Annotated in this window: 18 protein-coding genes; 15 read left to right on the plus strand and 3 right to left on the minus strand. The window is 43.4% G+C overall.

Annotated elements, in window-relative coordinates; translation table 11 throughout:
- The first annotated feature begins 153 nt into the window (after window positions 1-153).
- The 7 genes from MN086_RS01005 to MN086_RS01035 are packed head-to-tail and all read left to right on the plus strand — an operon-like array spanning window position 154 to window position 8203.
- Entirely contained in the window at window positions 154-2265 is a 2112-nt protein-coding gene (locus MN086_RS01005) for an ABC transporter substrate-binding protein (RefSeq protein WP_248576202.1), read from the plus strand.
- Window positions 2259-3236: an ABC transporter permease gene (locus MN086_RS01010; protein ID WP_248576203.1), complete on the plus strand. Its 978-nt coding sequence runs from the start codon at window positions 2259-2261 to the stop codon at window positions 3234-3236. The genes MN086_RS01005 and MN086_RS01010 overlap by 7 nt, the downstream gene beginning before the upstream one ends.
- Window positions 3233-4603, plus strand: a complete 1371-nt coding sequence (locus MN086_RS01015; protein ID WP_248576204.1) for an ABC transporter permease — start codon at window positions 3233-3235, stop codon at window positions 4601-4603. Before MN086_RS01010 ends, MN086_RS01015 begins: the two co-directional genes overlap by 4 nt.
- Entirely contained in the window at window positions 4600-6222 is a 1623-nt protein-coding gene (locus tag MN086_RS01020) for an ABC transporter ATP-binding protein (protein WP_248576205.1), read from the plus strand. The genes MN086_RS01015 and MN086_RS01020 overlap by 4 nt, the downstream gene beginning before the upstream one ends.
- A complete protein-coding gene (locus MN086_RS01025; RefSeq protein WP_248576206.1) occupies window positions 6206-6838 on the plus strand; it encodes an HAD family hydrolase in 633 nt (210 codons plus the stop codon). Before MN086_RS01020 ends, MN086_RS01025 begins: the two co-directional genes overlap by 17 nt.
- 60 nt (window positions 6839-6898) lie before the next feature.
- Window positions 6899-7414, plus strand: coding sequence for an S-ribosylhomocysteine lyase (gene luxS, locus MN086_RS01030; protein WP_248576207.1), 516 nt, complete (start codon window positions 6899-6901; stop codon window positions 7412-7414).
- A gap of 6 nt (window positions 7415-7420) precedes the next feature.
- A complete protein-coding gene (locus tag MN086_RS01035) occupies window positions 7421-8203 on the plus strand; it encodes a tRNA (5-methylaminomethyl-2-thiouridine)(34)-methyltransferase MnmD (RefSeq protein WP_248576208.1) in 783 nt (260 codons plus the stop codon).
- Here MN086_RS01035 and MN086_RS01040 read toward each other — a convergent pair.
- Together MN086_RS01040 and ribE are read right to left on the minus strand one after the other, a co-directional pair.
- The gene (locus MN086_RS01040) at window positions 8183-8476 is read right to left on the minus strand and encodes a cupin domain-containing protein (RefSeq protein WP_248576209.1); all 294 of its coding nucleotides are present in this window, start codon (window positions 8474-8476) and stop codon (window positions 8183-8185) included. The genes MN086_RS01035 and MN086_RS01040 overlap by 21 nt on opposite strands.
- Complete coding sequence (gene ribE / locus MN086_RS01045; RefSeq protein ID WP_248576210.1) at window positions 8476-9093, minus strand: riboflavin synthase; 618 nt, start codon at window positions 9091-9093, stop codon at window positions 8476-8478. Before ribE ends, MN086_RS01040 begins: the two co-directional genes overlap by 1 nt.
- A 98-nt stretch (window positions 9094-9191) precedes the next feature.
- On the opposite strand from ribE, the gene mnmG reads away from it, so the two are divergent.
- The 8 genes from mnmG to MN086_RS01085 all read left to right on the plus strand — a co-directional run bounded on the left by mnmG (window position 9192) and on the right by MN086_RS01085 (window position 17263).
- Window positions 9192-11066 carry a tRNA uridine-5-carboxymethylaminomethyl(34) synthesis enzyme MnmG gene (gene mnmG / locus MN086_RS01050; protein WP_248576211.1) on the plus strand — a complete coding sequence of 625 codons (1875 nt, stop codon included), beginning with the start codon at window positions 9192-9194 and terminating at the stop codon, window positions 11064-11066.
- A gap of 152 nt (window positions 11067-11218) precedes the next feature.
- The gene (locus tag MN086_RS01055) at window positions 11219-11731 is read left to right on the plus strand and encodes a Rieske 2Fe-2S domain-containing protein (protein ID WP_248576212.1); all 513 of its coding nucleotides are present in this window, start codon (window positions 11219-11221) and stop codon (window positions 11729-11731) included.
- A gap of 12 nt (window positions 11732-11743) precedes the next feature.
- Complete coding sequence (locus MN086_RS01060) at window positions 11744-12973, plus strand: cytochrome bc complex cytochrome b subunit (protein ID WP_248576213.1); 1230 nt, start codon at window positions 11744-11746, stop codon at window positions 12971-12973.
- A 1-nt stretch (window position 12974) separates the two neighbouring features.
- On the plus strand, window positions 12975-13961 hold the full coding sequence (locus MN086_RS01065) for a c-type cytochrome (protein ID WP_248576214.1): 987 nt from the start codon (window positions 12975-12977) through the stop codon (window positions 13959-13961).
- A 311-nt stretch (window positions 13962-14272) separates the two neighbouring features.
- The gene (moaA, locus tag MN086_RS01070; RefSeq protein ID WP_248576215.1) at window positions 14273-15250 is read left to right on the plus strand and encodes a GTP 3',8-cyclase MoaA; all 978 of its coding nucleotides are present in this window, start codon (window positions 14273-14275) and stop codon (window positions 15248-15250) included.
- The gene (locus MN086_RS01075) at window positions 15250-16008 is read left to right on the plus strand and encodes a 7-carboxy-7-deazaguanine synthase QueE (RefSeq protein ID WP_248576216.1); all 759 of its coding nucleotides are present in this window, start codon (window positions 15250-15252) and stop codon (window positions 16006-16008) included. Before moaA ends, MN086_RS01075 begins: the two co-directional genes overlap by 1 nt.
- 60 nt (window positions 16009-16068) lie before the next feature.
- Entirely contained in the window at window positions 16069-16650 is a 582-nt protein-coding gene (locus tag MN086_RS01080; RefSeq protein WP_248576217.1) for a 6-carboxytetrahydropterin synthase, read from the plus strand.
- Between the two features lie 49 nt (window positions 16651-16699).
- Window positions 16700-17263 (plus strand): c-type cytochrome, encoded by a 564-nt coding sequence (locus tag MN086_RS01085; protein WP_248576218.1) that lies wholly within the window; start codon window positions 16700-16702, stop codon window positions 17261-17263.
- 30 nt (window positions 17264-17293) lie between these two features.
- On the opposite strand, the gene glp is transcribed toward MN086_RS01085, so the two are convergent.
- Window positions 17294-18511, minus strand: a complete 1218-nt coding sequence (glp, locus tag MN086_RS01090; RefSeq protein WP_248576219.1) for a gephyrin-like molybdotransferase Glp — start codon at window positions 18509-18511, stop codon at window positions 17294-17296.
- Window positions 18512-18535 lie beyond the last annotated feature (24 nt).

Raw genomic sequence — 18535 nt, forward strand, 5'->3', positions numbered from 1 at the left:
ATATTATTTATTTTATTCGGTGTCGATAAGTCCGAATTAGCCTAAAATTACTAAAGTATGCTACTATTTTAGCTCTGATATAATTTGAAAGAAGTTCACGATAAGGGAAGATTAAAATAGATGCGGATGGTTATGATAAAGATCTTGTTATTGATGACAGTATCATTTCTCCAAGCAGATGTTTGGAATAACCCCCATAATAAGGAGAAGAGTGCCTCCAATACACTTTTTACCTCTTTTTCGATCTCTCCTAAAAGATTGGACCCTGTTGTCTCATATAATGCCAATGAGTGGGCATTCATCGGTCAAATCTATGAACCTCCGCTGCAATATAATTATCTTCAACGACCTTATACCCTTGAACCGCTTACGCTCACTCAAATGCCAACGATACGTTATCTGAATAAAGAGAGAGAAGAAGTGGATGAAAATGATAAGCGTGTAGCATTCAGCGAATACCGTCTGGACCTTAGAAAAGATGTCATGTACCAAAACCATCCTGCTTTTGCCAAAAATGAAAAAGGAGACTTGCTTTACGATGCATTGAGCGAGGAAGAGCTTGAAAAGATAGAGACACTGGATGATTTCCAAAAGCAGGATACCCGTCATTTGCTGGCAGCAGATTATGCCTATGCCATCAAGCGTATGGGGGTAAGGCAGAACCATTCTCCTGTTCTGGACACGATGCAGACCTATATTGTGGGGTTAAAAGCATATTCGAGTGCCATTACAAAGATAGCAAAAGAGAAGAAAGCAAAGGGAGAAGTCCTTGATCTTCGTGCGTATGATATTCCAGGTGTAAAGGTTTTAGATGATCATACCTTGGTCATAGAGATAAAAGGGAAATACCCGCAGTTTCTCTATTGGCTTACGATGAATTTTTTTGCACCTATTCCTTGGGAGGCAGATATCTTTTATCAGCAGCAGGGTTTAGAGGCTAAAAATCTGACGCTCAATTGGTTCCCTGTGGGGACAGGGGCATATTATCTGGCAGAGAACAATCCAAATAAACAGATGCGTCTGTTGAAAAACCCGAATTTTCATAATGAAGCGTATCCTGGTTCAGACCAAAATGATTCAGGGAAGAAACTGCCGTTTATAGATGAAGTTGTTTATGCCCTGGAAAAAGAGAGCATACCTTTATGGAACAAGTTTCTGCAGGGCTATTATGATGCATCGGGTATCAGCTCAGAAGCGTTTGACCAGGCTGTACAGATCTCTTCATCCGGTACGATGGGACTGAGTGAAGAGATGCAGCAAAAAGGCATATCGTTGATCGGGTCTGTGCAGCCTTCCATTTACTACATGGCATTCAATATGGTAGATCCTGTCGTCGGCGGATATACGGAGTCAGCGAGAAAGTTAAGACAAGCGATCAGTATTGCTATCGACCAGGAAGAGTATATCTCCATCTTTATGAATGAGAGAGGTATGGCAGCACAAAGTGTGATACCTCCCGGTATTTTTGGCTATGAAGAGGGGGAAGAGGGTACCAACAGTGTGGTCTATGACTGGGTTGACGGCAAGAGAGTACGCAAGTCATTGGCGTTTGCAAAGCAGCTTTTGTCAGAAGCAGGATACCCAAATGGTGTTTCAAATAAAACAGGAAAACCTTTAAAACTTCACTATGATGTCACTGCTACGGGTCCGGATGACAGAGCTTTGATGGATTGGTATCGTAAACAGTTTGATGCGTTGGGTATACAGCTTGTGATACGTGCGACTGACTATAACCGTTTTCAGGATAAAGTACGTAAAGGGAAGACACAACTTTTTTCATGGGGCTGGAATGCAGATTACCCGGATCCTGAAAACTTCCTCTTTTTGCTTTATGGAGCAAATGCCTCTATCGATACCAATGGTGTGGGGATCAACTCTGCAAATTATAAAAACCCGGATTTTGACAAACTCTTTGAAAAAATGAAAACGATGAAGAATACACCTGAGAGAATGGAAATGATACGTCAAATGGTAAAGATATCAAGAGAGGATGCACCCTGGGTGTGGGGTATTCACCCTAAATCTTTGGCATTGTCACATGCATGGTACCGTAATGTGATCCCTAATGCTATGGCAAACAATACACTGAAGTATAAACGTATTGATGCTGCATTGCGGGTAGAAAAACAAAAAAAGTGGAATCAGCCTGTCGTTGCACCACTGTTCCTCATGGCACTGTTTGTGTTGATCATGGTATTTTCACTTCGTCGTATTTATAGAAACAGACAGAACAGGGTGATCTTTCAAGAGGAGGGCAGATGTTAGCCTATATCATTAGACGTATACTGTACGCGATACCCATACTGATCGGGGTAAACCTGATCACCTTTATGTTGTTCTTTATGGTCAATAGTCCAGATGACATGGCAAGAGCACAGTTGGGTGCCAAACAGGTCACGCCTGCTCTCATACAGTCATGGAAAGAGGCAAGAGGGTATGATAAACCTCTGTTTGTCAATACCAAAGCCCAAGGTCTTGCACAGGTATCAGATACCCTTTTTGTACAAGAATCACTCAAACTTTTTAGCTTTGACTTTGGCTTTTCTGACAGCAACCGTGATATAGGATCAGATATCAAAGAGCGTATGATCCCCAGTCTCTCTATTGCTTTGCCTACCTTTGTGATCGCATTGATCACTAACATTAGTCTGGCATTGCTTTTGGTACTTTTTAGGGGTTCCATGTTGGATACAAGTATGATGATCATCGCAGTGATGATCATGTCGATTTCCGGACTCTTTTATATCATTGCAGGGCAGGTTCTTTTTTCCAAGATATGGCACTGGGTCCCTATATCGGGCTATGAGAGCGGATGGGACGGTATAAAGTTCATACTCTTACCCGTGATGATAGGTGTCTTTTCGGGGTTAGGGTCGGGTGTACGTTGGTACAGGAGTATCTTTTTGGAACAGATCAACCAGGATTATGTCCGAACCGCAAGGGCCAAAGGACTCTCTGAAATTAAAGTATTGTTCGGACATGTGCTTCGTAATGGGATGCTTCCTATTTTGACAGGGGTGGTGGTGATCATCCCCTCGCTGTTTATGGGAAGTCTTATTATGGAATCCTTTTTTGGTATTCCCGGACTTGGTTCCTACACGATCGATGCGATCAATTCACAAGATTTTGCTATCGTCAAAGCGATGGTCTTTTTAGGGTCGGTCCTTTATATCCTGGGATTGATCTTGACAGACATCTCTTATACACTTTTTGATCCGCGGGTGAAGCTCTCATGAAACTGGTACTACTTTGGACAGATATATTGGTATGGGCATTGGTGATAGTTCTCATGTTGTGGTCATGGGTGGTCTCGCGTTCTCCTCAAATCAAGAAACAGTGGCAGACGATCTTTAGATCAAGTATCGCGATGGCCTCTTCCACGGTACTTTTGTTTTACCTATTGTTTACGTTGCTTGACTCTATACATCTGCGTTTTGCACTTCACCAGGAAGTGCAAAAGAGTCAGGAGGTCGTGTATGGATCCGAAATGGTCTCCCTTCTGGATCTACTCTTTGAACACAATATTCAAAATACAGAGCGTACCTACTCTGCACCCTTTGCAACGGTGGAGTATGCAAGTTCGATCGTCGTAGATGACAATGGAACGACCCAACAGGTCCACCTGCCTTTAAAGCATGTATCTACAGAAGATAACTTGGTCAAAGAATCTCTGTTTGCACTGGGTGTGGGGTTGATATGGAGTCTGTCACTGGTGGTGCTGCATCTCTGGTGGAGAGAGAGATCAAGATTTTTGCTTGCATGGAAAGAGACGTGGCAGGGAGAGAGTGACCTGCCATGGCGTACGGCTTATGTGACATTCATCGTCTTGGTCATGGTATTTACCTGGCTTTATCTGCTTAGTGACTCTTATCATGTATTGGGTACGGATAAAGTGGGCAATGATGTACTCTATCAAAGTTTCAAGAGTATTCGTACCGGGGTCCTCATAGGGATACTTACCACACTGATCATGTTGCCTGTAGCGGTGATCCTGGGTGTAAGTGCGGGGCTGTTTGGCGGTTGGGTAGACGATGTGATACAGTATATCTATACCACGCTCTCTTCGATCCCCGGTGTCTTGCTGATCGCAGCGGGGGTACTCTCGATGCAGGTGATGATGAGTAACCATCCTGGATGGTTTGAAAGCACCCTTGAACGTTCTGATCTGCGTCTGCTATTTCTTATTTTGATCCTGGGGGTCACTTCATGGACAGGGCTATGCAGACTGCTGAGAGCGGAGACGCTTAAGATCTCTCAAATGGAGTTTGTCACGGCAGCTAAAGCATTTGGTGTGAGCAAGTTGACGATTATCCGTCGTCATATTGTGCCAAACCTCATGCATATCATTCTTATCTCTGTGGTATTGGACTTTTCGGGCCTAGTACTTGCAGAAGCGGTACTCTCCTATGTAGGTGTAGGGGTTGATCCAACGATGCACTCATGGGGGAATATGATCAACCAGGCGCGACTGGAGATGGCGAGAGAACCTATGGTGTGGTGGTCACTCTTTTCGGCATTTGTCTTTATGTTTATCTTGGTGTTGGCCGCCAATCTGTTTTCTGACCGTATTCAAACAGTACTGGACCCGAGGAATAAAGTATGAGTAGTATCTTAACCGTTAAAAACCTTTCGTTGAGTGCAGGGGATGAAATCGTTTTGGATCGTGTCAGCTTTGAGATTCGACATGGAGAGATTTTTGCTTTGGTCGGTGAGTCCGGGTCCGGGAAGTCATTAACCTCATTGGCTATCATGCGACTGCTTCCTGAAGCTATCGCTGTGCGTTCAGGAGAGATCCATTTAAAAGAGAATGCATTGTTTACTTTGCCAGAATCACAGATGCAAACAGTACGAGGCAAATCGATAGCGATGATCTTTCAGGAACCTATGTCCGCTTTGAATCCGGTGATGACGGTAGGTTCGCAGGTTGCAGAAGTACTAAAGGTGCATTTGGGGCTCAAAAAAGAGCAGATCAGAGAGAAGGTACTCTCACTGTTTAGGGAAGTTGCATTGAAAGACCCTGAAGAACGTTACCACTGGTATCCGCATCAACTCTCTGGCGGACAAAAACAAAGAGTGATGATAGCCATTGCACTAGCCTGTGAACCTGACCTGCTTATAGCGGATGAGCCTACAACGGCATTGGATGTTACGATACAGGCACAAGTGCTTGGGTTACTCAAAAAGATATGTAAGCAAAGAGACCTCTCTATTCTGTTCATCACACATGATATGGCTGTCGTTTCAGAAATGGCTGACAGGGTTGCCGTCATGAAAAAGGGAGAGATCGTTGAACAAGCAGCATGTAAAGATTTTTTTATGCATCCGCAACACGCTTATACGCAACGCTTGCTGGAAGATGCACGGGCTACCAAATCATACAACAAAGCAGAAAAAGGTTATGCGCCCTTAATTGAGGTAGAAGGATTGAAAGTACATTTTCCCATTAAAAAAGGTTTTTTTCAAAGAACAAAAGGGTATGTCAAGGCGGTAGATGATGTCACGTTTTCTATTGCAAAGGGAAAGACACTGGCACTGGTTGGAGAATCAGGAAGCGGTAAAAGTACCATCGGTAAAGCCATACTCTCTTTGTTGGATGAGAGAGAAGGAGAAGTGCGCTTTGAGAAACAAAACCTGGTAGGGCTCGATAAAAGGGCTTTAAGTCCTTACAGGCGTAAGATACAGGTGGTGTTTCAAGATCCTTTTTCTGCGCTAAACCCTCGAATGACCATCGCCAATATCATTCGAGAAGGCATGATCAGTTTGGATGTGGGACCAAAAAGCAGGAGAGAACAAGATCGGTATATTGAAGCCCTGCTTTTAAAAGTGGACCTGGAAGCTGCTCACATGCATCGTTATCCGCATGAGTTTTCAGGAGGACAACGTCAACGTATAGGTATTGCAAGAGCATTGGCGGTAGAGCCTGAACTGATCATTTGTGATGAACCTACTTCAGCATTGGATGTCTCTGTACGGACACAGGTCTTAGAGTTACTTACCAGACTGCAAAAAGAATCAGGGGTCTCGTATTTGTTTATCACACATGATCTCTCTATTATCCCTATGATAGCAGATGAGGTTGCTGTGATGAAAGAGGGTAAAATAGTTGAACAAGGTTTGGTAGAAGATGTGATGGAAAATCCTCGGCACCCTTACACACAAACATTACTTGATTCAGCACCAAAATTAATGTATAAAGAAAGAGAAGATGATAATACTATTTGATTTAGACGGAACACTGATAGATTCAACAGAAGCGATACTGGAGAGTTTTGATGTCGCATTTAAAACCTTTGGTGCAGCAGTACCGGATGAGGAATCGATCAAAGCAGAGATCGGACATCCTTTGGATGTGATGTTTGCAACACTTGGTGTAGAAGAGGGGCATGTGGATGCACATGTACAAGCCTATAAGATGCATTATAGAAAGATATCATGTGCAAAAACGGTCTTGCTTCCAGAGGCGAGAGAAGCAGTAGAACTTGCAAGTCAACATGCTGTCTTGGGTGTTGTCACGACTAAGACAGCCAAGTACTCCATAGAACTTTTGGAGCATATGGGGCTGATGCGCTATTTTGATGTATTGGTAGGCAGGGAGGATGTGGAAAATCCAAAACCACACCCTGAACCTATTTTCAAAGCGTTATCAAAACTGCAAAGTGACAAAAGTAAGTATTGGATGATCGGTGACACACCGATGGATATTTTGGCCGCCAAGGCAGCGAATATCAACAGTGTGGGTGTGACATGTGGATATGCAGATGAAACCTTGCTGCTGGAACATACGGATAATGTCTCTAAAACGGCTCTTGAGGCTGTGAAATTCATCACTCTGCAATAACCAAGATTGAATCATTAGTAAATCTCGCTATAATCAGAAAAATATTTTGAAGGAAATCCTATGCCATTATTAGACAGTTTTACTGTAGACCATACGAAGATGATCGCACCTGCGGTACGTGTGGCTAAAAAGATGAGTAGTCCATGCGGAGATGACATCACGGTGTATGATCTGCGTTTTTGTGTACCTAATCAGGAAGCATTGTCGGAAAAAGGTATCCATACACTCGAACATCTCTTTGCCGGTTTTATGAGAGATCATTTGAATAGTAAAGATGTAGAGATCATAGATATCTCTCCTATGGGGTGTCGTACAGGTTTTTATATGTCACTTCTTGGGTCGCCGAAAGCCAAAGAGGTAGCCAAAGCATGGAAGAAATCGATGAAAGATGTCCTTGGTGTCGAAAGCAAAAAAGATATTCCAGAACTCAATAAGTATCAGTGCGGGACCTATAAGATGCATTCATTGGGTGAAGCACAGCTTATTGCACATACTGTTTTGGACAGAGGAATAGGCGTCATGAACAACAAAAAACTCAAAATGACAAAAAAACAACTCAAAGAGGCAAACAAATAACCCATCATGTACAATGAGTCGTTAAGAGAAGAGAAAAATCTGGTACTGTGCGAAGATGGTACCCATACACTCTTTTCTGTTGAGTTTGACGAACCCTACCACTCTACCAAAGACGGGGCACTGCACGAGTCTCTAGAGAAACATGTCAAACCTGCACTCTCTTTGAGCCAAAAAAAGAGTGCATTGACGATTTTGGACATCTGTTTCGGCCTGGGGTATAATACCTTTGCCACACTTTATTACATCAAAAAAACAGGCTTAAAAACAAAAGTACACATACTCTCTCCGGAGTTTGATGAAGGACTGGTCCGTTCTCTGGATACTTTTGATTTTCCTGCGGAGTTTGAGAGTATCAAGGAGATTATCAAAGCGATTAGCTCTGATCTTTACTATGAAGATGAGCAGTTCAAGATAGAGATACTTCTGGGGGATGCAAGAAAAAGTATCCCTAAGATCCAAGAGAAAATAGACATCATCTATCAGGATGCCTTTAGCCCGGCACACAATCCGCTGCTTTGGACCAAAGAGTACTTTTCGGATATAAGGGCCATATCCAAAGAAGATGCCCTGCTTACCACCTACTCAACAGCGGCAGCTGTACGTCTGGGACTCTATGAAAATGCTTTTTATATCTTTTTACACACTGGTGAGAAGATGCGTAATTCGACCGTGGCCAGTCTCCAACGGCTTGACGGGTTGGAATATATCGATATGGAACTGAAAAAAGTGCGTAATCCCCAGGCACGCAGTATGAAAGATGCAGACTATTTAAAAGATATGGACCGTTAGCCAGATCGTACCATTTTGCGTATGTAATACACGATGGGGTATTTTTGCAGGGATGAAGAGCGTATCTCCTTTTGTCAGTAAATACTCTACCTGGTTTAAATGCAGTGTCGCTTCACCTTCGAGCAAGACCAGCCATTCATCCTCTTCCTGGATATATTCTGTGTCATCTAACTGGTCTGAGCTGATGATACGGTTTATTTTGATATTTTTATGTGTGAGGAGCGGGGTGAAGGTTTCGCCGCTTTCAGGTGTGATAGTGTCGTAAATATTCACTAGTATGTCATCTGCAAGCTGTCAATCTCTTCCCAGCTCATACCTTTTTTCGAATTTCTGTGTGCCAAGATATGGTCAATATAACGTGCAAACATATCAGTCTCTATATTCAGCTTGGTTCCCACTTTGTAGTCTTTCATCAGGGTCTCTTTAAGGGTGTGCGGGATGATGGTGAGTCTGAAATGATCTGCGCCTACCTCATTGACAGTTAGAGAGATACCGTCTATAGTGATAGAGCCTTTGGGTATGATGTGTGTGATGTACTTTGGATCTACTGTGACGATGAAGTCTGTGGCATTCTCTCTGGGTGTGATCTGTGAAACCGTACCGACACAATCGACATGCCCCTGTACGATGTGCCCTTCAAAACGGTCATTCATCATCATGGCTGGTTCCATATGTACAGCACCGGAGAGCTTGCTCTCATCGATGATGGAACGTGTTTCATCTGCCAATTCAAGGTCAAAACCGTCACTGTTTACTTTAATGACCGTCAAGCAGACACCGTTAATAGCGATGGAGTCACCAAGTTTTGCTGGATGTTTGGACTGTATCGTTAATATATTATTTTGGTAGCTTTTAACCGTAGCAATTTCACGTATCAGACCTGTAAACATAGACTCTCTTTTTTTCGATATAATTCGATTATTATAGCAAAATATATATTTTTTCTTGTTCCCTGCTTTGGCTAGGGAATAAGAGGTAAGGTTTTTTTATGAATTATGATGTCATAGTCATCGGTGGCGGACATGCAGGTATAGAGGCTTCTTTGGCTTCTGCACGTATGGGAAGCAAAACATTGATGATCACAATATTAGCAGAACAGATAGGGGCATCTTCCTGTAACCCGGCCATAGGCGGATTGGCTAAAGGTCACCTGGTACGTGAAGTCGATGCCCTTGGCGGTGAGATGGGTCTGTGTACAGATAAAACAGGTATACAGTTTCGTACACTCAATGCCTCCAAAGGTCCCGCAGTAAGAGGGAGTCGTGCACAGATAGATATGGATGAGTATCGTATTTATATGCGCAATGTGGTACTCAACACGGATAATCTTGATGTAAAACAGGAGATCGCAGAAGGTTTGATCATCGAAGAGGGTGAGGTCAAAGGTGTCACGACACAGCTGGACAATACCTACAGGGCATCCAAGGTCATCATCACGGCAGGGACATTTCTTAACGGGCTTATCCATATAGGAGAGAAGACACAAACAGCAGGACGTCAGGGGGAATTTGCCTCTGTAGAGTTGGCGGAGTATCTGCGTGGTCTGGGATTGAATATAGGACGTCTTAAAACTGGTACCTGTGCACGTATCGATGCGAAGAGCGTAGACACATCGGGTATGGAGATACAGCCCGGAGACACACCGCCGCCGCCTTTTTCTTTTAGAACCGATAAAAAGACATTTAACCCCAAACAACTCCCTTGTTATGTGACATACACCAATGAAGATACCCATGAGATCATTGAGAGTAACTTCTACAGGGCACCGATGTTCTCGGGACAGATCGAAGGGGTCGGACCGCGTTACTGTCCAAGTATCGAAGACAAGATCAACCGATTCAGGGACAGACCAAGACATCAGATCTTCGTAGAACCTCAGACGATCGATGAAACCGAGTATTATATTAACGGTATGAGTACTTCATTGCCGACCGATGTACAGCTTGAGATGGTACGTTCTGTGGCAGGGATGGAAAATGCAAAAATTGTCCGTTACGGGTATGCCATAGAGTATGACTACATCCAGCCCACAGATCTGAAACATACGCTTGAGACGAAGAAGATCAAAGGGCTCTATACGGCAGGTCAGATAAACGGTACGACCGGATACGAAGAGGCAGCGGCACAGGGGCTCATGGCAGGGATCAACGCTGCATTGAGCATACAGGGGAAAGAGCCGTTTATCCTTAGACGTGATGAAGCCTACATCGGAGTACTGATAGATGATCTGGTGACCAAGGGGACCAAAGAGCCATACCGTATGTTCACCAGCCGTGCAGAGTACAGATTGCTTCTGCGTGAAGATAATGCAGATATGAGACTTTCGCATTATGGAAAGCAACTGGGGCTTTTGGATGATGAGTATATCCAACGCTTTGAAAAGAAAAAAGCCGATATTGAAGAGGCATTGGATTACTTGAGAGTCCATCATGCAACGCCGACAAAAGAGTTTTTGGCAAAACTTGAGTCTATAGGTGCCACAAAGATCAATGATAAAACCTATATGATGGATGTGATAGGTCGCGGGGATTTTAATAGAGAAAAACTGGTGACACTTCTACCTGATTTTGACAAGTATGACGATGAGGTGATAGAACAAATTCTGATCGAAGCGAAATACAGCCGTTATATTGAGAAACAGCAACAGCAGATCTTGCAGATGGATGATATGCTCAAGATCAAAATACCGGAAGGCTTTGCCTATAGAAATATCGCAGGATTGAGCAATGAGATCGTAGAAAAACTCGAACTTGCCACCCCGCCGACACTCTTTGCAGCGTCACAGATATCAGGTGTGACACCTGCGGCTTTGGAAATTATACATGTGCATATCAAAATGGCGCAAAAAAACAAAAAAAGATAGAAAATAGGATATTAAGAACATTTAAAATAATAAAATATTATAAATATAAATTAAACCTATAATATTTTTAATTTATATTTCTTTTACACTACTTCTTTAACCATAAGTACAATACAATATATCCATAAGTTTTAATGTATGGAGGATTAAAGATGAAAGAAAAAGAAAAAGGTCGTCGAGACTTTATGGGTATGGCACTGGGTGCATGTGCTGCAGTAGGGGGTGTAGGTGCACTTTATGCTGCAAAACGTACATGGGATCCATTGCCGAGTGTCAAGGCAGCTGGATTTACTACGATCGATCTGAGTGCTGCACAGGAAAATGTACTGAATGTTGAAAAATGGAGAGGAAAACCGATCTTCGTTTTGAAAAAATCAGCAGATATGAAAGCAGATGAGAGAGATATCGTGATCGGGTCAGATCGTTTCCACGTCTCTATAGGTCTTTGTACACACTTAGGATGTATCCCTGCGTATGAGAAAGAACAGCATAAGTTCAAGTGTGCGTGTCATGGTGGCGAATTTGATGCAAGTGGACACCAAATTTTCGGTCCTCCTCCGAGTCCACTTGAAATCCCTCCGTTCAAAATAGACGGCACAAAGCTGGTGCTTGGTGAGACAGGCCCGGAGTATCAAAAAATGTTAGATGCCGGTCTAACGGTATAAGAGGAGGGGATTATGGCACATTTTGAAAAAGCGAAAAATCTTAATGAGTGGCTGGATCAGCGTTTAGCTGTCAATACGCTCAAAAGAGTACTCAATACGGAATACTGGATCCCAAAAGATATTAACTTCCTCTGGGCTATGGGGATGGTTCTGGCGGCAACATTCGGTATGCTAGTCCTTTCAGGTATCTTCTTGCTTATGTATTATAAACCAGATACAAATCTTGCTTTTGATTCAGTCAACTATACGATCATGAGTGAAGTAGGATACGGTTGGTTATGGAGACATATCCACGGTGTGGGTGCGTCTATCGTTTTCCTTATCATCTACATTCATATGTTCACAGGTATCTATTACGGTTCCTATAAAAGAGGTAGAGAGCTTATCTGGCTCTCTGGTATGGCACTCTTTGTTGCATTCTCGGCAGAAGCGTTCTCAGGATATATGCTGCCTTGGGGACAGATGAGTTACTGGGCGGGTATGGTTATTACCAACCTGTTCTCTGGCGGTTCGCTTGAAGCTTATGGTTTGGTTGAGTGGATACGTGGAGATTATGTCCCGGGTGATGCATTCTTGACACGATTTTTTATGTTGCATGTATTGTTACTCCCATTGGTGATCATCGGGCTTATCGTACTGCATTTTGGTACGCTGAGAATACCGCATGTTAACAACCAGGAGGGTGCAGAGATAGATTTTAAAGAGGCTGCTGATCTTTGGAAATCGGGTAAGAAAAAAGAGTCTAAAGTGATCCCTTTCTCTCCGGTATTCTTAAGTAAAGATGTTTTTGTGATGGGTGTCTATTTTATACTTTTCTTCTACCTGGTATTCTATAACTTTAACTTTGCGATGGATCCGGTGAACTTTGACCCGGCAGACGGTCTTAAAACACCGGCACACATCTATCCTGAGTGGTACTTCCTGTGGTCTTACGAGATCTTGCGTCCGTTTGGAAAAGATGCCGGTCTGATTGCGTTTGGTATTGCACAGGCAGCCTTGTTCTTCTTGCCGTTTATCGACAGAAGTCCAAATGTGGCTCCGGCACACAAAAGAGGGCTTTTCCAAGTATGGTTCTGGGTATTGCTTATCGATATGATCGCACTGACTGCATTGGGTAAACTGCCGCCGACAGATGCTACATTTGCTCTTTTAGGTAAGATCTCGGCATGGACATTCCTGGCACTTGGGCCGATCCTGGTGATCATCACCATGTTTGAGAAAAAAATAGAGAAGGGAGCATAACATGAGAGAGTTGAAAATATTAGTAGTTGTTGTCTTCTTTTCGTTATTGACCTATTATTTGGTAGAACCTTATGCACACCATGAAATGCATAAGAAAGTAGATGCTCAGGGCAATGAGATCAAGATAGAGAGTCACGGGTTTATCTATGAAGGTAAAGCTGACATCGTTGAAGCAGAACGTGCAGGGGATGCATCGAAACTGGCGGCTAAAAAAGCATTCTGGGCTGATGTCGCAGCCGTGGCTAAACTTAAAGGAAATGCTGCAGCGGGTGAAGCAGGGTTTGGTCTATGTATGGGATGCCACAATGGTGCAAACATGAATATGGGTGGAGTGATACCGCCAAATCTTGATCATGCAGGTGCTATTTATGATAAGAACTATCTTATTGCACTGATCAAAGATCCTGCCATGGCATCGAACGTGGACCATAAATATTCAGATACGATGATGCACCCGATGGGATCGATCAAATCTATGATGACAGACAACCAGCAGATCGCAGATGTGGTAGCCTATATACTTGAGAACAAAGCAGGGGAAGTAACCCCTAAAGAGGCCTATATGGAAGCATGTATGAGATGTCATGCCGTTCGTTACGGGAAACTGACACAGTTGGGAGAAACACCGGCATTCAAGCATGAAAAAGAGGCACTTGCGTATAAGATTAAAGTGATCGATGAGCAGGATGCGGTAAAAGCCTATATGGGTAAACTGCCTCCTGATCTTTCTATGATCATCAGAGCAAGAAGTACACACTTCCTGGAGACATTTATCGAAAATCCGCAAAGCCAATTGCCTGGGACATCGATGCCTAGAGTCGGCTTAACACATGAAGGATATGAGAAGGTCACAGCCTACCTTACAGAAGTAGGTGACCCAAGTAAAGAGAAAAGAGAAGCGATCGGACCGATCGTGATCGGTTTCTTTATCCTGTTCTCACTTCTTGCATTGCTGTGGAAGAAGTCACAATGGAGAGATCTACACTAGTAGAACGTGATGGGGCGAAGCCCCATTTTGTCTCTTGTAAGTAATTTGCCATTTAGGCAATTTTCTTTACAAGAGATTGTTGACACTGGGTCTGCTTACGACTCGGCATTTAGTGCCTCGCGTGCACTGCAATTTAGTTGCTTGTCAGCAGCAGGCTCACGTAACTAGTTACGTTAAATAATCATCTGATTTTAGGACAAGGGCTTTCCTGTCCTCACTTTCTTTCTATACATTATCCCTTTTTTATCTACATTTCGGTACCCTAAGAAAAAATTTTAAGAAATTTTAAAAAATTATACATTGGATTTTATATGCTTATAGATGGACATGGCCGTACTGTCAATTACTTACGTATCTCAGTGACAGAACGTTGTAACTTCAGATGTCAGTACTGTATGCCGGAAAAACCTTTTTCATGGGTACCTAAAGAGAACTTGCTTACTTTTGAAGAACTTTTTTTATTTGTCAAAGTTGCCATTGATGGAGGCGTCACAAAAATTCGTCTGACAGGCGGGGAACCATTATTGAGAGAAGATCTGGATACATTTATCAAAATGATATCCGATTATAAGCCCGATATCGATCTGGCCTTGACGACCAATGCATATCTTCTCCCTGAAGCTGCACAAAGACTTAAAGATGCTGGCCTTAAAAGACTGAACATTTCACTTGATTCACTGCGTGCAGATGTGGCAGCGAAGATCGCAGGGAAAGATGTACTTCCTCAAGTACTTAAAGGTATTGATAAAGCTTTGGAAGTCGGTCTGAAAGTGAAGATCAATATGGTACCTCTTAAAGGGATCAATGATGGTGAGATCCTGGATATTCTGGAGTACTGTAAAGCACGTAATATCAAAGTGCGTTTCATAGAGTATATGGAAAACAGACATGCAGACCAGGCACTCAAAGGTATGCACGGTAGAGAGATACTTGATAAAGTTAAAGAGAGACATACGATCCGTGCTTTAGGACGTGAAGGAGCCAGCCCATCGTTCAATTATGCACTTGAAGACGGTACAGAGTTTGGATTGATAGACCCACATAAGCATGATTTCTGTGAGAGCTGCAACCGTATACGTCTGACTGCTGAAGGTAACCTCATTCCATGTCTTTATTTTGATGAAGCGATGAGTATTGCTGAATCAGTGAAAAAGGGTGATATTCAGGGTGCGGCAGATGTTTTGGCTCAAGTGCTCAAAGACAAACCAAAAGAGAACCGCTGGAGTGAAGATAACCCCAATGAAGAGAAAGAGATCTCTTCACGTGCTTTTTATGAAACTGGTGGCTGATGTTTTACCTTACTGAGCAGTTCTTTTCGATCCAGGGTGAAGGTAAATATGCCGGGGTACCTTCGTACTTTTTACGTACAGGCGGCTGTAACTTGAATTGTCCCGGTTTTGGTGCAAGTTATGAAGTTAATGGTGAAATACGTTATGGATGTGATACCTACTTTGCCGTAGACAGTACCTTTGCCAAATCCTGGATAAAAGTAGATGAGAGTAGAACACTGATCGAGAGACTACAAAATGAATTCACTGCGATAGGCTATCAACCGCATGTGGTCATTACGGGGGGAGAACCCCTGATGTACCATAGTGATAAAGTCTTTTATGCTGTGATTGAGTGGCTGGTTTCGGAAGGGATCGAGGTCACTTTTGAAACCAACGGCACGATCGAGATAGATTTTGAAACCTATCCTGCCTACAGATCCTGTATCTTTGCACTCTCTTTAAAACTGGCAAATTCAGGTGAACCTGAAGAGAAGCGTATCGTCCCTCAGGCACTTCGGTCCATACGTGATCATGCCAAAGAGTCTTTTTTAAAATTTACCATCGATGCGGATCTGGTAAACACTTCCGCCGAGGATGAGATAGCATCTATCCGGAAGATCTTGCCGGACCTTCCGGTCTACTGTATGCCTGTGGGTGAGAGCAGAGACAGCATTTGGAAAAATGACAAAGCAGTTTTTGAATTTTGTATGAAACACAATTTCAGGTACAGTGACAGACTTCATATACGTGTTTTTGATACCACACAGGGGGTATAACCTTAGTTTTAGCTAGCTTGGTTAAAATCAGATAAATATACTCCCCGTTGAGGAAGCAACATGTTGATCAGAAAACTTTTTAAATTTGAAAATGCACACATTGTACGCGATTGTACCACACAGCGATGCAGCGAAAATATCCATGGACACTCTTATAAAATTGAAGTACTTTTAGAGTCAAACTATCTTGACGACGGACAAATGGTGTATGATTTTGGACTGACCAAACGGGTGATCAAAGAGCTGATAGACTCGTTCGATCATGCGATCACGCTTTGGTCCAAAGATGAGAAAAAGTATCTGGAGGCGATGAAAACCTACAGCAACAGATGGGTGGAACTGCCTGTCTCTCCTTCGGCAGAACAGTTTTCCCGTGTGATCTATCTGATGGTGGAACGTGTGTTGGCGTGTACAGATATGCAAAACGGGGAGAGGGAGGTCAAGCTTCACAGTATCATCGTACACGAGACAGACACGGGATATGCACAAGGTTTCAAAGAAGATGCCCACAGTGAGCTTATGGGAACGATAAAGCTAGAAGATATTGTATTCTCTCCGCAAGTACAAAGTGAGTGGAGTGATAGTGCACTTTGGGAGAAAATGCTGAATCATATTCACATTAAAAACCCTAAAAAAGTATAGATTCCTTTTTTTGGTTATAATATATGCATGAACGTATGAAGGAGAGAACATGAAGAAGATCACATTACTTTCTCTTGCAGCTGCAGCGGTGTTGTTTACAGCATGTGGGGAAGAGACAAAAAAAGTGGCAGCGGAAGTGAATACGACCAAAGTAGCCCAAGCCATTAAAGAAGATACACTCAATGCGGTAGAGACAACGAAGACTACAATAAGCGAGGCGGCATCGGCAGCAAAGGTCGAAGCAGAAAAAATGGCGGATGCAGCAGCAGAAACAGCGGCAGCAGCCACTATGAAAGTAGCGGAAGCTGTGGAGGAAAAAGCGGCTGAAGTGGGTGAATCTGCATCAAAGGCCATGGCATCGGAGACAGTGGAAGCCCCGGCAGCTTATGCAAAATGTACAGGATGCCACGGTGCAAACGGTAAGACCAAGGCACTGGGTAAATCAGCGGTCATTGCCGGTCAAGATAAAGAAGCACTGATCACTTCTCTCAAAGAGTACAAAGCCGGTACAAAAAATGTAGCGGGTATGGGTTCATTGATGAAGGCGCAGGTAGCAACGATGTCTGATGAAGAGATCGAAGCAGTGGCTGAGTATCTTTCTCAGATCCAATAGCACTCAGAGGGCAGTGGCCCTCTTTTGCCATTAACGCGTAAAGAGATCTTCCTTTTGTGAAGCGGTCAATTCCCAATTGATCGGCAGTATTTTAACCGTTCTTCCTTTTTCAAGCAGAGAGATTTCAGGTGTGGTGATGAGCATGGCATTGGCTTGCTCTAAAGGTGAGATCATTCCTGGAAGCTGTTTGGTGAACGGCATAAATGTCTCTCCGTCAAATATCCCCAGACGTACGGTATGTTTCCCTGCCCTTAGCGTGAAGTCTTCTTTTATCTGTGTCGATATTGTATGGTGGTAGTGGGCCTTCATCCCGGACATTTTACGTATGGCAGCGCGTACGAACATTTCATAATTCACCATTGATGCAAGAGGATTTCCGGGCAAGTTGATCACGACAGTGTCACCTATGGTCCCAAAAGCAGTAGGTTTGCCCGGTTTGATATCTACTTTGTCAAAGTGTAGTGTCATACCCAGATTTGTAAACGCTTCTTTTGTGAAGTCTCTGTCCCCCATACTGATACCACCCGATGTGATAATGATATCTGCGTTCAATGCAGATCTGATGGCAGAGGTCAAAGACTCTAAGGTGTCACCGGAACTTCCTATGTACGCTACTTCGCACCCCAGTTCTTTGGCACGTGCCAGGAACATAGGGGTATTGGAGTTGTAGAGTTGGTGCGGGGCTATTTTTTCGTAGTGAGGACGTAGTTCATCTCCTGTACCAAATACTGCCACTTTGATCTTGCGTTTGACCCGTAGATGGGTCACTCCCTGGCTGGCAAGCAGTGCGATACTGTATGCTGTGACCTTCTCTCCTTTGTGCAGGTAGACACTTCCGCTCTTGATATCTTCACCCGCACGTCTGACATGCCCGTCTTTTTTGATCTCTTCGGGTAGGGTGACCTGTGTGCCGTTGACCGTTGTATTTTCTATGGGTATGATTGCCTCACACCCTTTTGGGATCGGTGCGCCTGTCATGATCTTGATGGCCTTTGTAGCCTGAAGTGTCATTTGGGGATCATCTCCGGCATAGATCACATCTGTACACTCCACAGTGCTGTTCGCATCCGCACATTTCACAGCATAACCATCCATGGCAGAGTTGTCAAAACGAGGTAGATCAAATGTAGCGATAGAGTCTTCACTCATCACACGTCCTAATGCCATCTCTATAGGTATAACTTCAGAGTTTACCACAGGGGTATTTTTATCAATAATATCAAGTGCTTGGGTGATGGAAACCGGCATGTTGAACCTTTAAAATTAAGTTAG

The sequence above is a fragment of the Sulfurovum sp. XGS-02 genome (genome assembly GCF_023213175.1).
Lineage (GTDB): Bacteria > Campylobacterota > Campylobacteria > Campylobacterales > Sulfurovaceae > Sulfurovum.

What these genes read in the sequence shown, in the direction of transcription:
- MN086_RS01005 (WP_248576202.1), top strand. Translation starts at nt 154, where the DNA reads ATGACAGTATCATTTCTCCAAGCAGATGTTTGGAATAACCCCCATAAT.
- MN086_RS01010 (WP_248576203.1), top strand. Translation starts at nt 2,259, where the DNA reads ATGTTAGCCTATATCATTAGACGTATACTGTACGCGATACCCATACTG.
- MN086_RS01015 (WP_248576204.1), top strand. Translation starts at nt 3,233, where the DNA reads ATGAAACTGGTACTACTTTGGACAGATATATTGGTATGGGCATTGGTG.
- MN086_RS01020 (WP_248576205.1), top strand. Translation starts at nt 4,600, where the DNA reads ATGAGTAGTATCTTAACCGTTAAAAACCTTTCGTTGAGTGCAGGGGAT.
- MN086_RS01025 (WP_248576206.1), top strand. Translation starts at nt 6,206, where the DNA reads ATGATAATACTATTTGATTTAGACGGAACACTGATAGATTCAACAGAA.
- luxS (WP_248576207.1), top strand. Translation starts at nt 6,899, where the DNA reads ATGCCATTATTAGACAGTTTTACTGTAGACCATACGAAGATGATCGCA.
- MN086_RS01035 (WP_248576208.1), top strand. Translation starts at nt 7,421, where the DNA reads ATGTACAATGAGTCGTTAAGAGAAGAGAAAAATCTGGTACTGTGCGAA.
- ribE (WP_248576210.1), bottom strand. Translation starts at nt 9,093, where the DNA reads ATGTTTACAGGTCTGATACGTGAAATTGCTACGGTTAAAAGCTACCAA.
- mnmG (WP_248576211.1), top strand. Translation starts at nt 9,192, where the DNA reads ATGAATTATGATGTCATAGTCATCGGTGGCGGACATGCAGGTATAGAG.
- MN086_RS01055 (WP_248576212.1), top strand. Translation starts at nt 11,219, where the DNA reads ATGAAAGAAAAAGAAAAAGGTCGTCGAGACTTTATGGGTATGGCACTG.
- MN086_RS01060 (WP_248576213.1), top strand. Translation starts at nt 11,744, where the DNA reads ATGGCACATTTTGAAAAAGCGAAAAATCTTAATGAGTGGCTGGATCAG.
- MN086_RS01065 (WP_248576214.1), top strand. Translation starts at nt 12,975, where the DNA reads ATGAGAGAGTTGAAAATATTAGTAGTTGTTGTCTTCTTTTCGTTATTG.
- moaA (WP_248576215.1), top strand. Translation starts at nt 14,273, where the DNA reads ATGCTTATAGATGGACATGGCCGTACTGTCAATTACTTACGTATCTCA.
- MN086_RS01075 (WP_248576216.1), top strand. Translation starts at nt 15,250, where the DNA reads ATGTTTTACCTTACTGAGCAGTTCTTTTCGATCCAGGGTGAAGGTAAA.
- MN086_RS01080 (WP_248576217.1), top strand. Translation starts at nt 16,069, where the DNA reads ATGTTGATCAGAAAACTTTTTAAATTTGAAAATGCACACATTGTACGC.
- MN086_RS01085 (WP_248576218.1), top strand. Translation starts at nt 16,700, where the DNA reads ATGAAGAAGATCACATTACTTTCTCTTGCAGCTGCAGCGGTGTTGTTT.
- glp (WP_248576219.1), bottom strand. Translation starts at nt 18,511, where the DNA reads ATGCCGGTTTCCATCACCCAAGCACTTGATATTATTGATAAAAATACC.